The organism is Neobacillus sp. NPDC093127 (genome assembly GCF_044754175.1).
GTDB lineage: Bacteria > Bacillota > Bacilli > Bacillales > Cytobacillaceae > Neobacillus.
Genome location: NZ_JBIVOP010000002.1, coordinates 404,616 through 417,935, shown reverse-complemented (window position 1 = coordinate 417,935; position 13,320 = coordinate 404,616). Strand labels below are relative to the sequence as shown.

Below are 13,320 nucleotides of genomic sequence, written 5' to 3'. Positions count from 1 at the left end.
AATTTCAATCAACTTGGGTTATGATATGGATGAAAAGTGATGATGAAGACGGCATTAAGAAAATGCTTCAGAGAGCCGGTGGCTGCTGCGAACCGGTGCAATTTCTTAATTCATGCTAACCAGAATTTACGCGAGGATTTTCTGATTAGAATACAGCCCAGCCCTTCTGAACTGGCAGCTGAAAGCTTGAAGTAGGCTAGCCCGGTAAAAACCGTTATTTTGTTAAGGCTGCATGTATTTTTCTTGCGGCAAAAGAGGGTGGCACCACGCGTTTATTCACGTCCCTCATAACAGGATTATTCTGCCTGTTATGAGGGACGTTTTCTATTTTAAGAGCAAAAGTTCCAAGGTCCTTCGGCGCTAATACCTAACAAAAATTTGAAAGGATGATTTCGATGTTACTTGATCAGCAATACTTATTCGCCCCTGGTCCAACACCGATTCCTGATCGCGTGAAAGCGGCGATGAATCAGCCAATGATTGCCCACCGCAGCCAAGAATTCCCTACATTACTTGAAGATGTTGCAACCCGCCTAATGCCTGTGTTTGGTTCAGAAAATCCTGTTACCGTTCTCGCTGGAAGCGGCACTTCCGCATTAGAAGCAGCGGCCGCTAATGTGATTGAAGAAAACGACGAGGTCGTGGTGGTGGTTGCTGGCGCTTTCGGTGACCGGTTTGCTTCGATTTGCGAGACCTTTGGCGCTAATGTCCACCGCTTGAACATTGAATGGGGGGCGGCGTGTAAACCTGAGCAGCTGGAGGAATTTTTGCAGTCGATTCCAAAAGAAATAAAAGCAGTTTTTGCAACCTATTGTGAAACGTCAACTGGGGTTCTTAATCCGATAAAAGCATTAGGGGAGGTTGTAAAGAAGGTAACCAATGCCCTTTATATTGTTGATGGTGTAAGCTGTATCGGCGCTGTCCCTGTAGATATGAAGGGATGGAATATCGATATTCTCGTTTCCGGCTCACAAAAAGCGCTCATGCTCCCGCCGGGACTAGCGTTTGTTGCGATGAATGATGAGGCGAGAGAGGTGATTCGCAGCTGTAAGGCGCAACGGTTTTATCTCGATTTAAATCGCTATCTAGCATCCTATGAAACTGACAAATCTACCCCCTTTACACCTGCCGTGTCACTCATTTACGGGGCCCAAGAGGTTTGCCGTATGTTTGACGAAGAAGGTTTTGATAATGTAATTAAAAGGCATTTGCTTTTAAAAGAGATGGTTCGGGAAGGCTTAAAGGCGATTGAACTACCGCTATTGACATCTGATGAAGATGCATCGCCAACTGTTACGGCTGTTAGAACGATTGATGGACCATCAAAACAAATCAAAAAATTGCTTAAAGATAAATTTGCGATTACGGTTGGCGGCGGCCAGAAAAAATTGAAGGGTGAAATTTTCCGAATCGGCCATATGGGGTATTGTACGCCGTTTGATGTCATAAAAGTATTAGGAAGCATTGAAATGACCTTGAAATTTTTAGAAGGAAAAAATGTGTTAGGTATTGCGGTGAAAAGAGCTGAGGAGGTTTGGATAAATCATGTATAAAGTACTGGTAACCGACGGAATTAGCCATACAGGTTTGGTCAGTTTAATGGAACATCCGCATTTTATTGTGGAACGGCAGCCGACTCTTCCTGTTGCAGAGTTGAAAAAGATTATTGGTGGTTACGACGCCCTGATCGTAAGAAGTCAAACAAAGGTAACTGCCGAATTGCTGGAAGCTGCCGGCCGGCTCCGCGTTATTGCCAGGGCTGGTGTTGGTGTTGATAATATTGACGTCAATGCCGCGACCCGCAAAGGAATCATCGTTATTAATGCACCCGGCGCCAATACGATTGCCGCTACCGAGCATACATTGGCGATGATGCTGTCTTTAGCGCGAAAAATTCCTCAAGCCCATCAAAAAACAGCGGCTGGCGAATGGGACCGCAACTCCTTTAAGGGTGTGGAGCTGTATAAAAAAACACTCGGTGTTATTGGGATGGGGAAGATTGGGACGGAGGTTGCCAAACGGGCTAAGAGCTTCGGCATGAACATATTAGGGTTTGACCCATACTTAACGGAGGAGCGGGCGAAAAAATTGGGATTCACCAAAGCAAGCCTTGATTTAATTGCCGCGGAATCCGATTTTATTACGATTCATACGCCGCTGACCAATGACACTAGAGGGCTTGTGAATGATGATTATTTGCGAAAAACAAAAAAAGGTGTCCGCTTTGTCAATTGTGCCCGCGGCGGTGTGATTGACGAGAAAGCGTTGGTTAGAGCGATTCAAGCTGGGCATGTAGCAGGTGCGGCACTCGATGTTTTTGAGAAGGAACCGGTTGCAGATGTAGAATTACTGCAAAATCCAAATATCATTGTGACGCCGCACCTCGGGGCTTCAACGGTTGAGGCGCAGGAGAAAGTGGCCCAAGAGGTAAGTGCGGAAATTATCGAGATTTTTGAAACACAGTCGATTCAGAATGCGGTCAATATGCCGCAAATGTCCGGGGAAACTCAGGCAAAACTCCAGCCCTATTTACTGCTTGGCGATCAAATGGGGCAGCTCGTAATTCAGTTATTAAACAAGCAGGCCCCTGCAAAAATTGAAATCAATTATTATGGTGATTTAATTGATGAGGATACGGAATTGCTAACACGCACGCTGTTGAAAGGCGTATTATCCTATCATTTAAGTGATTCTGTCAATTTGATTAATGTGCTTCATCTCTTGAAAGAGCAGGGCGTTTCCTATAATGTTGCGAAAAATGCTACTAATAAAGGCTTTGCAAATTATATGGAGCTTTGTGTTTCTAATGGTCTGGAAACAGCGCGGATTGGCGCAACTGTCTTAAATGGTTACGGCGCGCGAATTTTAAAAATCAACCAGTACCGAATTGATGTGAAGCCGGAAAAATACCTGTTATATATTAAGCACCGCGATGTGCCGGGGATGATTGGCAAGGTCGGATCGCTGTTAGGCGATTATGGAATAAATATTGGTACGATGCAGGTAGGGCGAACTGAGGTTGGCGGTGAGGCCATCATGGTATTAACACTCGATAAAACCATGGGCTCGAATGTCATAGGTGAACTAACGTTAATTGAGGGGCTAGAGGAAGCACAATTATTGGAGTTAACCAATGTGGATACGTTTGAACCGGGACGTGTGGAGCCGGAGTTGGAAATTGTGGAGAGTGTTTAGTCAGTGGAAAGAGGGATTGCGATGTGGGCAATCCCTCTTCTTTTTCCAGGAGGCAGCGCGGTTTTTATGATTCGCCGATAGAATGCTTGAATTGGAGGTTAGTATAAAAAGTAGACACCGGCTTTGGCGTCATGTTTAAATCATATCAAGACGAAAAAGGACGTGTCTAACATGGCGAAAAAAAACACCTATCCAAAAGAATTTAAAGAATATGTTACCAAGCTAGTAGTTCTAGATGGCCGAAAGATAGTTGATATTTGCCAAGAGCTCAATATCCCTTACGATACCCTACAAAAGTGGGTGGCCAGTTATCGCAAGAAACAACAGGAAGACGAGCACTTAAGGCAGAACCAGCTCATGACCGCTTCGGAATACAAAGAGCTGTATGAAACAGAGCGACGTAAGAAACTTGAGCTTGAGGAGGAGGTGGCTATTCTAAAAAAGGCCATGCACATCTTCACGCAAGGAAAGAACTAAGGTTTGAATTCATATATGCTCACAAAGAGGAGCACTCAATCGTGAAGATGTGCAAGGTACTTAATGTCTCAACGGCTGGTTATTATAGGTGGCGAAAGCGTCAGGAAGACGATAAAACTGAAAGGGATAGGTTTAATCAACTTCTTGACGATAGAATCTTATTCCATTTCAATGACAACCTTGGCACTTACGGCAGTCCAAGAATTCATCATTTGCTTATAAGGGAGGACTTAAAGGTATCTGAAAAGAAAGTAGCCAATCGTATGAGAGAGCTAGGTTTATTTGCCATGCCTCCGAAAAAATATATTCATACTACGGATTCCGATCACGTCAAGAAAGTCTATCGGAACGAGTTGGATCGGAACTTTAGGCCGGAAGCGCCAAACAAGGCGTGGGCCACGGACATTACTTATATCCATACAGGAGAGGGATTCCTTTATCTCAACCCTGTCCTCGACCTGTTTTCACGAAGGGTTATTAGCTACGCGGTTGATGACCATATGGATCAATCCTTGCCACTTCGTGCCTTAAGAAGGGCGATAGCTGAACGGAACCCATCAGAGGGTTGGATCCACCATTCTGACCGAGGTTCCCAGTATTGTTCAACCAGGTATATTGATGAACTCTTAGAGACCAAGGCTACCATCAGTATGAGCCGAAAAGGAACCCCGTATGACAATGCTTGTGTAGAGTCATTTTTTGCCTCACTGAAAAAGGAATATATTTATAAACATGTATTTAAGACCAAAGCAGAAGCAATCGCAGCCATAGATTTTTATATCAACTTTTATAACAGAAAACGTATACACTCAACGTTAGGATACGCCAGTCCAATCGGGTATGAAAAGGCGTATGAAATGGCGCAACGACAAGTCGCCTGTAAAGGCCATATAACCTCTGCGTAAAGGAATAATTGGTTTTTAAATTATTCCTTTGCGCAGAGGCCTCCAAGCGAAGCGCGGAAGTTAAAAAAATACGCCAAATCAAGCCGGATAAATATCTATTTTATTGACAGAAGTCCAGAATTCGCCGATTGAACCTGAAAATTCGCCGATTGAATGCTTGGATACGCCGATTGAACCTGAAAATTCGCCGATTGAATGCTTGGATACGCTCAGAAAGTTCGATGATATTCCCCGATATTATGATTCACTCGTTGAACGCCTGGATTCGCTCGTTGAACAGGGAAATTCGCTCATTGCCCCCGTAAATTCGCTCATTGAACGGGAAAATTCGCCCGTTGAACTTGAAGATTCATTGATTAACTTCGAATTCCTGCTGATATGACGCCTAAATTCCTCGATAGACTCCGATTATTATCGAATTGATTGAATTTTTCCGTAAATAACCACTTACAGGGGTCTAAAAAAATCAAATTTTCCTTTTTTATAAAATCCCTTTCAAATCAAGCACGGAATCAAGAATATAATCTGCACCATGCTGTTCAAATTCACTTCGCGCATCTTTTCCAGACAGGCCTGTTAATACGGCTGCAAACTGACAGCCCATTTGCCTCGCCGCTAGCAGGTCGGCCAAAGAGTCGCCGACTACTAGGACCTCTTCACCATTTTCAATCGGCAGCACCGTATCCAAGCATTCCTGTACAGATGCCTTCTTACCTTTAAGACCCATTATGTAGGTATACGGATGCGGCTTCGATAAGGATTTCCATTCAGGAAGCCCCTTTTCCGCGGCCAAAACCTCATCAGCGGTTACAATCCGATTATCATCAAAATGCTTCAACCAATCTAAATGATGAAATGGTTGGATTGCTTCTAGAGCGGGCCGGCCTGTTCCGATTCCAATCGTGAATCCAGCGCTGGTTAGAAATTGAAAAAGGTCATCAATCTTCTCCCTTGGTGCTAGGGTTGTTTCGTTTGCTAGGAAACCTTTTTTACCTATTTGCACGGAAGGACGCCCAGTGGAAGCAAGGACATTTTCATCGCCAACATACCATTCCTGTGAAACATGCTCACAAATGGACCATAGCTCCCCTTTTAAGAAGTTCAATGTTTCCACCCCAAGCTTTTCTCGTGCCAGTTCATTCAAATACCCGAGCAATTCCTGCTTCATCGCTTGCGAGCGCTCAAAATCCGCCACAAACAAACTAAAATCCATCTTTACCGGATAATTACTCAACACCGTGCCAATCTCTAATAATGTTTCACGATTGATTGGTGCCTGACACCATTTGTTAATTTTTTCAAATTCAGAATCCTTAATTTGCGATAGGAGGTGGATTAGTTGGTGACTGAATGATAGGTAGATCATGTCCCAGTTTGCGTTTAAGCCGCGGGATTTTAATAATTTGAGAGCTTTATCCCCCTTAAATACCTGTTCCCTTATTGCCTTAATTTCAGCTTCATTATAGTCCGTTTTAAACTTTTCACGTGCCAATGCTAAGTAATTACGGCTGTTCAGCAGCTCCCAAACTGTTAAGGCAGAAGCATCAAAATAATGCTCTTCGCTTAAAAGTACCCCATCCACGTCAAACAAAATTGTCTTAATCATCGTCCATCCCCTCTTTCCTAGTCTGCTTTTATACGTTATCGTAACACAGCGGAACAACCTAATGGAAGCATATTGAGACACAGCCTGAGGACCATACCTCAATTGATACAATTTTAACTATTTTAACCAACATTCAAACAAGCCGTCCGCTGGGAATTTCCGGCGGTACGGCTTGTTTTTTAGTTCTCGTAATCCAAGTTCACAATTTGTTTGGTTTACGGCCCATCGGAAGGACAAGTTTTCAAAGATTCAATCCAATCGAGATATATTTCACTTCTAAAAACTCTTCGATTCCGTAATGTCCGCCTTCACGGCCGAGGCCGCTCTCTTTATAGCCGCCGAATGGTGCTTGAACGACTGATGGCAGGGCATCATTCAAGCCAATGATTCCATACTCCAGCTGCTCTGTGATTCTAAAAGAACGGCTTAAATTTTCCGTATACACGTAGGCAGCAAGTCCGTAACAAGAATTGTTTGCCCGTTCAATAACCTCCTCTTCTGTTTTAAAGGTTGTTATTGGAGCGAGCGGACCAAAGATTTCATCCTTCATGCATTCCATTTCATCGTGAATATCAGTTAAAATCGTTGGGGCATAGAAATAGCCGTTTTCAGCAGCAGGTTTAAGGCCGCTGTAAGTGACTTTTCCACCCTTTTTCACGGCATCTTTAACAAGACCGTCTACCTTTTTATAGGCAGCCTTATCAATTAATGGACCGATATCCGTATCCTCTTCCAGCCCATTACCTACCTTAAGCTTTTCTAATTCTGCTTGGAACAGTTTAATAAATGGCTCAGCTACCCCTTCTTGGACGTAAACCCGATTTGTACAAATACAGGTTTGACCTGCGTTGCGGAATTTTGATTGAACGAGCCCAACAGCGGCACTCGCTAAATTGGCATCATCCATCACGATAAACGGGGCATTCCCTCCCAGCTCAAGTGATACCTTTTTTACATTTTCGGCTGCACCGCGCATCAATGTTTTTCCAACCTCTGTTGAACCTGTAAAGGTAATCTTCGTCACCCTTGGATCCTTCAGCCACACCTCGCCAATTTCTGATGATCTTCCAGTAATCACGTTTAACACACCGGCGGGAATTCCAGCCTCATGGGCAAGTTCAACCATTTTCAAGGCCGTAAGCGGTGTTTGGTTTGCCGGTTTCACAACGGCGGTACACCCGGCAGCAAGCGCAGGAGCTACCTTTCTCGTAATCATTGCCGCTGGAAAATTCCAAGGAGTTATTGCCGCAATAACCCCGACTGGTTCCTTCCGTACCAAAATTCGTTTATTCGGGTGAGAAGCCGGAATCGTTTCCCCGTAAATTCGTTTGCCTTCTTCTGCATACCAGGAAATAAACCCATTCGCATACTGGACCTCTCCTAGTGCTTCCTTTAATGGTTTCCCTTGCTCAATCGTCATAATCCGAGCAATTTCATGCTTGCTTTCTTCTATTAAGTGGTACCACTTCATAAGAAGTTGATAGCGCTCGTCTGCTGTTTTTTTCGACCAGATTTTGAAGGCTTTATGAGCGGCGTCAACTGCCTGCTCCGCCTCATAAGCACCACCTGTCGGCACAGCACCGACAACTTTCTTTGTCGCCGGATTGATGACTTCAGTAAATACTTCATAATCATTTCCAATCCACTCACCGTTTAGATACATCGGATAGATTTGGCAGTTCTTTTTTACAGTGTCCATGTTATTCTCTTTCCCCCCTTTATAAATACATACTTAAATAATGACCCGTTTATTCTAGTACTTGTTCTAAAACCTATTTTAAGGGTGCTGACCAATTTATCCATTCCCTCCCCCTAAAATCCTATCTACCTTATTCTACCACTTCATTTAGAATTTTTTAAATTTTTAAAAATTAAAAAAAGCAGTAAAATCCGTAGTTTAGGATTTCACTGCTTTTTTGTATAAATTTTAATTTCCTTGGCATGTTAATAGTATTATTTCGCGAAACGGTGGTTTCCGATTGTTACCGTTACTTCACGAGAGAAAATCCACTTACTTACAGCTGTTTTTGGATTAAAGAAGAATAATGAGCCGTTGCCTTGGCCTTTAAAAGCCAATGCTTCATTTACCGCTTGTTTTGACGAGGCATCAGCCGGCTGGTTAATCGCGCCATTTTGAACTGGTGTAAAAGCATAATAGCCGTTAGACTTTTCATAAATAACACCGTTTATCGTATTCGGAAAATCTTTGCTTGCTACACGGTTAAGAATGACGGTAGCAACCGCTACTTTCCCTGCATATGGTTCGCCCTTAGCCTCTGCATGGACAAGACGTGCCATTAAGTCTTTTTCTGCTGCAGTAACAGTAGAATTTGGGATTACTAGATTTTGACCAACATTAAGTGCACTGCTAGCTGCATTGTTTGCTTTCATTAAACTATTAACTGGAACGCCGAATTTGGCAGCAATTTTATAATACGAATCACCTGATTGCACCTTATGAGTAGTCGTTGCTGCTTCAGTCATTCCGTTTAACGTAAATGCTGACATTGATAGGATTAATCCCGTTGTGATTACTAGTTTTTTAAGTTTATTCATTTTATTACCTCCAATTTGTTATCTCGTTTCCCTACTACTAAGGCTATCAGTTGTAACACTCTTATTCATCGCCCAATAAATGGGAAGTATAAATCAACTAAACTAGCGCCCATCATGAAGGCATTTCTCTATCAATTGGTAGTAATAACCATTGGCTGTTTTTTTCCTAAAAGTTACACACGTGGATAGTAAAGGTACAATTATTACATCGCGTTTCATGGCTGTAATACAAATTTTTGTTGGACTTTTCCACTATATCCTTAAAATAAATAAAGACCTGTCCCTCTCTGCATCATTCGTTAATGCAGCAGGGGCAGGCCTTTCCTATTATTTCCACTTTCTATTTATTAAGCGCCAAGTTTAGGGGCTAAATTTACTGGTTCCTCTTTTGACTTCCCAGAAATAGTAAGCGCGATACCGGCTGCTATTACTAGAGCCACAATCATCATAATGAATGATGAATTGAATGAGCCGGTTGAATCAATCATGTAACCCATTAAGAATGGAGAAATGAAACCTGCAATCGATCCTAAACAGTTAACTGTTGCTGAACCGGATGCCATAATTTTTGCAGGCAGACTGTCAACGACCAGCGCCCAGAATCCCCCTTGGGCTAGGAACATAAAGAATGCTGCAAGACATTGGTAAATGATTACCATAGTTAAGGACGAAGCCTGGAACATTAAAAATAATGCTAAACCTCCAGCTAATGCGTTCGGGATAAATACCCATTTTCGATTTCCTTTCATTCTATCGGATATATACCCTCCTAGAACGATTGCAACTGTTCCTACTAAATACGGTAATGCACTATAGACACCTGTCTTCATTAAAGAGAGACCTTTTTCGTTAATCAGGTAAGATGGAAGCCATGAGGTAAAGCCCCAAAACGTAATATCAAAGAAGAACCAAATAAGTGCCATTTGCCATAAAATTGGCTTTTTTAATAGTTCTTTGAAAGATACATCAGATTTCTTTTTCCCAGAAGCCTTCTCCACCACATCATCTTCGTCTAGCTCTGCAAGTTCCTCTTTGGTTATTTTAGGATGATCTTTTGGATTATCTTTAAACTTGAACCAGATATAAATACCGGCTGCTATTCCTGGAATCCCCATTACGATAAAGACAACACGCCATCCATACAACCCGATGATTGCTGCTGCCACAACCGCTGCTATTGCCGGTCCCAGCGTATTTACGGTAGATTGAATCCCTGTGGCTGTACCGCGCTGCTTACTCGGGAAGTAGGTAGCAATTGCTTTGTATGATCCCCCCGGTAAACAGGCTTCACCTAAACCGAAGACAAAACGAACCAATAAGAACAAAGGATAAGAGAAAATTAATCCTGTTAATGATGTAAAAATAGACCACCAAACAATTGCAACACTTACTATCCGACGGAAACCAAATTTATCTGATAACATCCCGCCGGGAATCTGGAACAATGCGTAGCCAGCAAAGAACATACTTAATAATAATCCTTGAGCTGTCTTATTTAAGTTAAGGTCGTCTCCGATAAATGGCAGGGCAATCGTAATAACCATCCGATCTAGAAATGAAAATAACCAACATAACCATAGGACTAATAAAATTGAATAGCGAACTTTCCATTTTTTCTTTGGCTGTACTTGAGATAAGTCACTCACCAAATTACCCCCTTAAATAACTTCGTAGATTTGAGTCTAAAAATAAAGCGATTTCATTTTCTCAGGAATAACTATAAATTCTAACCTCTCATCTATTCGAAAAGGTTTTTTAACTATTCCCTGATTTCATGATATATAAATGGTTGGACATTTTGTTATATTCGTCACGAAATGAACATAATTAGATATAAAACGTCTTCAAATACATACGAATTGCAGTGAGTAAAGTTAAAAAAACGTTAAAAGGGGGTTAAAAAAACGTTAACCTTTCCATTTAAATATAAAGATAAAATAAAAAACTGGCGAAACCGCCAGTTTTTTTTAAGGATTGGTTAAAAACCTAAGTATTGGCGAACGGTTTTGGCATAGGAGCGGCTAACTGGAACTTTCGATTGATCACAAAAAATTATATTATAAGTGCCATTAAACCATTGTTCTATTTCACTCACATATTTAAGGTTGATAATATAGCCACGATGTACTCTCAGAAAAGAATGATTTTCTAACTTTTGTTCTATTTCATATAGATTTGTATCTATGACGTATTTATCATTTACAGTTTTTACAAATACTTGGCGATTTTCTGTTCCGAAATATAGAATGTTTTCGAAATCTACCAAGATAATCCGCTCATCTTTAACGACAGCTAGCCTATTTATTTTAAGGCTCGGTTTCACTTCTTTAACTGGCTTTGATTGGCCGTCTTCTTTTTTTAATTGATGCCACTCCACTATTCTTTCAATTGTTTGTTCAATTCTTTTTTCGTCAAACGGTTTTAAAATATAATCGACGGCATCAAGCTCGAAAGCTTTGATTGCATATTCTTCGAACGCAGTTGCAAAAACAATGAATGGCGGATTCTTTAATGAACGGAGTTGATGAGCTAATTCAATCCCATTTCCATTTGCCAAATGAATGTCTAAAAAAATTACTTCGGGCTCCAATTGATGAATCTTCAAAATGGCTTGATCTATTTCATCTGCTTCTCCAACGACCTCAATTTTATTACTTTGTAAAAGTATGTCCTTAAGGTCTTCTCTGGCAAACAACTCATCCTCAACCAAGAAAGCTCTTATCACTAGACTCTTCCTTCCTTTCATATTGGAGGGGAACAATGATTGTAATGTTTGTTCCACTGTTAACCTGGCTGTCTATAGAAAAAAAAGCTTCTGAACCAAACACTAATGATAGCCTCTCCCTAATATTTTGTATCGCTATCCCCGCCCCTTTATTTGAAGGAATGGTTTCGCTGCCAATAAACTTCAGCATTTTGCTAGGAATTCCTCGACCATTATCTTTAATTAATAGTCTAAGGAAGCTTTCTTCTTTAATGTCTATCATAATTTCAATAGTTTCCTGTTTACGTCGTTGTGAAAATCCATGAACAATTGCGTTTTCAACAAGAGGTTGAATGGTGAAAGGAGGGATTAGTGCCTTCTTAACTCTTGGATGTACCGTAGTTTTAATGGTAAAACGCTCTGGAAAACGTGCTTGTACTAAAATAAAATAAGCATTTAGAGTCTCCATCTCCTTCTCAATTGGGATTAAAGTCTGACTTGCCGCACTCGTATTATTGCGAAGAAAAGTACTTAAGTGAAGGAGCAGCGATCTCGCAAACAATGGGTCTCTTTTGCAAAGAGCGGAAATCACATTAATTGAATTAAAAAGAAAATGAGGGTGAATTTGGGCTTGTAATGCTTTAATTTTTGCATTTTGCAGCAATTCTTTATGCCGTTCAGCATCCCCTATTTCTAACTGGGTTGAAAACAACATGAGTAATCCTTCCGCTAATTCTAACTCCGCTTCATTCATTTTAAATGGCTTTTTATAATATAATTTTAATGTACCTACAGGTTTTTCGCCCACTACTAATGGGACAATAATGACCGCTTTCAATGGACAATTACTATTTTTCAAGCTAATCGACTTTAAGGTATGTATTTCCCCTTTTTGGAGTACCTCTTTTACTGCGTCTTGATCAGCGTTCCGCAGTAAGTGTCCATATTCTTTCCCTTCACCAACATGGGTTAAAACATCAGTTAAATCCGTAATGGCTACAGAATCAGCCTTTGTATATGTACATAGTATTTGTGCTACCTTTTCGCATGAGAACACATTGAACCCTCTACGAAAAAATGGCAATGTTTTATTTGCGATAAATAATGCCTTTTGGGTTTGAATTGCCTTTACTTTTTCTTCTTCGCGAACCACATTATAGAAGATTAATGCACAGATCCAAATTCCAATTCCATTTACAATGATAATCGGTAAGCCAGTGAATTGAATTAATAATAAAGCCACGTTATGGGATTTCGTAAAGACAGGGATTAAAATAATTTGCAGGAATAAGATTAATACACTTATCAATAAAATAAGCGTCGGCTGCATTCGTTCTTTAATGGTAATTTTCCGATTGATCCAACCCGCTGTTAATCCACCTAATACCGTCAGAATAAAAGTGGCCGTATTAATAAATCCGCCTAAAAGATATCGATGTCCGCCTGCGATAATTCCAGCACCCAATCCGACTGCTGGGCCGCCAAAAAGCCCGCCAATAATTACTCCGATATTACGAGTATCCGCAATTGCCTTAAAGGATTCCAGATTATGCGCCACATCTCCAGATGGTATTTTTGAAACATCGGGATGGATTTCTATCCCTGTATAATTCCCTATTATTCCAAATAAACCAAATACAAAAATCATCACAATTTTACCTTTCCAGCTTAAGTGCTGGTAAATCATTTGCCTAAAGAGATATAGCCGGGTAATTAAGAATGCTATCGTAACAATCATGCACATCCGCCAAATCAGCTGGCTTATTAGATCTAACATGGAAACTTCTCCTATTTTTCAAATTCCTAACTAACTTAATAAATGCGGTGTTTTGGTGCCAAGCTGCCCTTTTCCATAAAAGACGGCACTTGCCGTCTTT

General features: G+C 41.1%; 11 protein-coding genes. 5 read left to right on the top strand and 6 right to left on the bottom strand.

The features are described 5' to 3' along the window. Positions 1–395: 395 nt before the first annotated feature. The 5 genes from ACIQCO_RS05210 (at position 396) to ACIQCO_RS05190 (ending at position 4,959) form a co-directional block, all read left to right on the top strand. A complete protein-coding gene (locus ACIQCO_RS05210) occupies positions 396–1,553 on the top strand; it encodes a pyridoxal-phosphate-dependent aminotransferase family protein (RefSeq protein WP_400426519.1) in 1,158 nt (385 codons plus the stop codon). Continuing rightward, complete coding sequence (gene serA / locus ACIQCO_RS05205) at positions 1,546–3,195, top strand: phosphoglycerate dehydrogenase (protein ID WP_400426517.1); 1,650 nt, start codon at positions 1,546–1,548, stop codon at positions 3,193–3,195. Before ACIQCO_RS05210 ends, serA begins: the two co-directional genes overlap by 8 nt. Before the next feature lie 171 nt (positions 3,196–3,366). Beyond that, a complete protein-coding gene (locus ACIQCO_RS05200) occupies positions 3,367–3,672 on the top strand; it encodes a transposase (RefSeq protein ID WP_400426515.1) in 306 nt (101 codons plus the stop codon). 11 nt (positions 3,673–3,683) lie between these two features. Next, on the top strand, positions 3,684–4,577 hold the full coding sequence (locus ACIQCO_RS05195; protein WP_400426583.1) for an IS3 family transposase: 894 nt from the start codon (positions 3,684–3,686) through the stop codon (positions 4,575–4,577). A gap of 103 nt (positions 4,578–4,680) precedes the next feature. Beyond that, positions 4,681–4,959, top strand: a complete 279-nt coding sequence (locus ACIQCO_RS05190; RefSeq protein WP_400426513.1) for a hypothetical protein — start codon at positions 4,681–4,683, stop codon at positions 4,957–4,959. A 99-nt stretch (positions 4,960–5,058) separates the two neighbouring features. On the opposite strand, the gene ACIQCO_RS05185 is transcribed toward ACIQCO_RS05190, so the two are convergent. The 6 genes from ACIQCO_RS05185 to ACIQCO_RS05160 all read right to left on the bottom strand — a co-directional run bounded on the left by ACIQCO_RS05185 (position 5,059) and on the right by ACIQCO_RS05160 (position 13,220). Next, complete coding sequence (locus tag ACIQCO_RS05185) at positions 5,059–6,183, bottom strand: HAD family hydrolase (protein WP_400426512.1); 1,125 nt, start codon at positions 6,181–6,183, stop codon at positions 5,059–5,061. 241 nt (positions 6,184–6,424) lie between these two features. Further along, positions 6,425–7,846 (bottom strand): NAD-dependent succinate-semialdehyde dehydrogenase, encoded by a 1,422-nt coding sequence (locus ACIQCO_RS05180; protein WP_400426581.1) that lies wholly within the window; start codon positions 7,844–7,846, stop codon positions 6,425–6,427. Positions 7,847–8,136: 290 nt separating this feature from the next. Beyond that, positions 8,137–8,739: a cell wall hydrolase gene (locus ACIQCO_RS05175; RefSeq protein WP_400426511.1), complete on the bottom strand. Its 603-nt coding sequence runs from the start codon at positions 8,737–8,739 to the stop codon at positions 8,137–8,139. A gap of 347 nt (positions 8,740–9,086) precedes the next feature. Beyond that, complete coding sequence (locus ACIQCO_RS05170; RefSeq protein WP_400426510.1) at positions 9,087–10,385, bottom strand: MFS transporter; 1,299 nt, start codon at positions 10,383–10,385, stop codon at positions 9,087–9,089. 332 nt (positions 10,386–10,717) lie between these two features. Beyond that, a complete protein-coding gene (locus tag ACIQCO_RS05165) occupies positions 10,718–11,449 on the bottom strand; it encodes a LytR/AlgR family response regulator transcription factor (protein WP_400426509.1) in 732 nt (243 codons plus the stop codon). Next, positions 11,442–13,220 carry a LytS/YhcK type 5TM receptor domain-containing protein gene (locus ACIQCO_RS05160; RefSeq protein WP_400426508.1) on the bottom strand — a complete coding sequence of 593 codons (1,779 nt, stop codon included), beginning with the start codon at positions 13,218–13,220 and terminating at the stop codon, positions 11,442–11,444. The genes ACIQCO_RS05165 and ACIQCO_RS05160 overlap by 8 nt, the downstream gene beginning before the upstream one ends. Positions 13,221–13,320: the final 100 nt, after the last annotated feature.

What these genes read in the sequence shown, in the direction of transcription:
- serA (WP_400426517.1), top strand. Translation starts at nt 1,546, where the DNA reads ATGTATAAAGTACTGGTAACCGACGGAATTAGCCATACAGGTTTGGTC.
- ACIQCO_RS05175 (WP_400426511.1), bottom strand. Translation starts at nt 8,739, where the DNA reads ATGAATAAACTTAAAAAACTAGTAATCACAACGGGATTAATCCTATCA.
- ACIQCO_RS05160 (WP_400426508.1), bottom strand. Translation starts at nt 13,220, where the DNA reads ATGTTAGATCTAATAAGCCAGCTGATTTGGCGGATGTGCATGATTGTT.
- ACIQCO_RS05210 (WP_400426519.1), top strand. Translation starts at nt 396, where the DNA reads ATGTTACTTGATCAGCAATACTTATTCGCCCCTGGTCCAACACCGATT.
- ACIQCO_RS05200 (WP_400426515.1), top strand. Translation starts at nt 3,367, where the DNA reads ATGGCGAAAAAAAACACCTATCCAAAAGAATTTAAAGAATATGTTACC.
- ACIQCO_RS05180 (WP_400426581.1), bottom strand. Translation starts at nt 7,846, where the DNA reads ATGTATCTAAACGGTGAGTGGATTGGAAATGATTATGAAGTATTTACT.
- ACIQCO_RS05185 (WP_400426512.1), bottom strand. Translation starts at nt 6,183, where the DNA reads ATGATTAAGACAATTTTGTTTGACGTGGATGGGGTACTTTTAAGCGAA.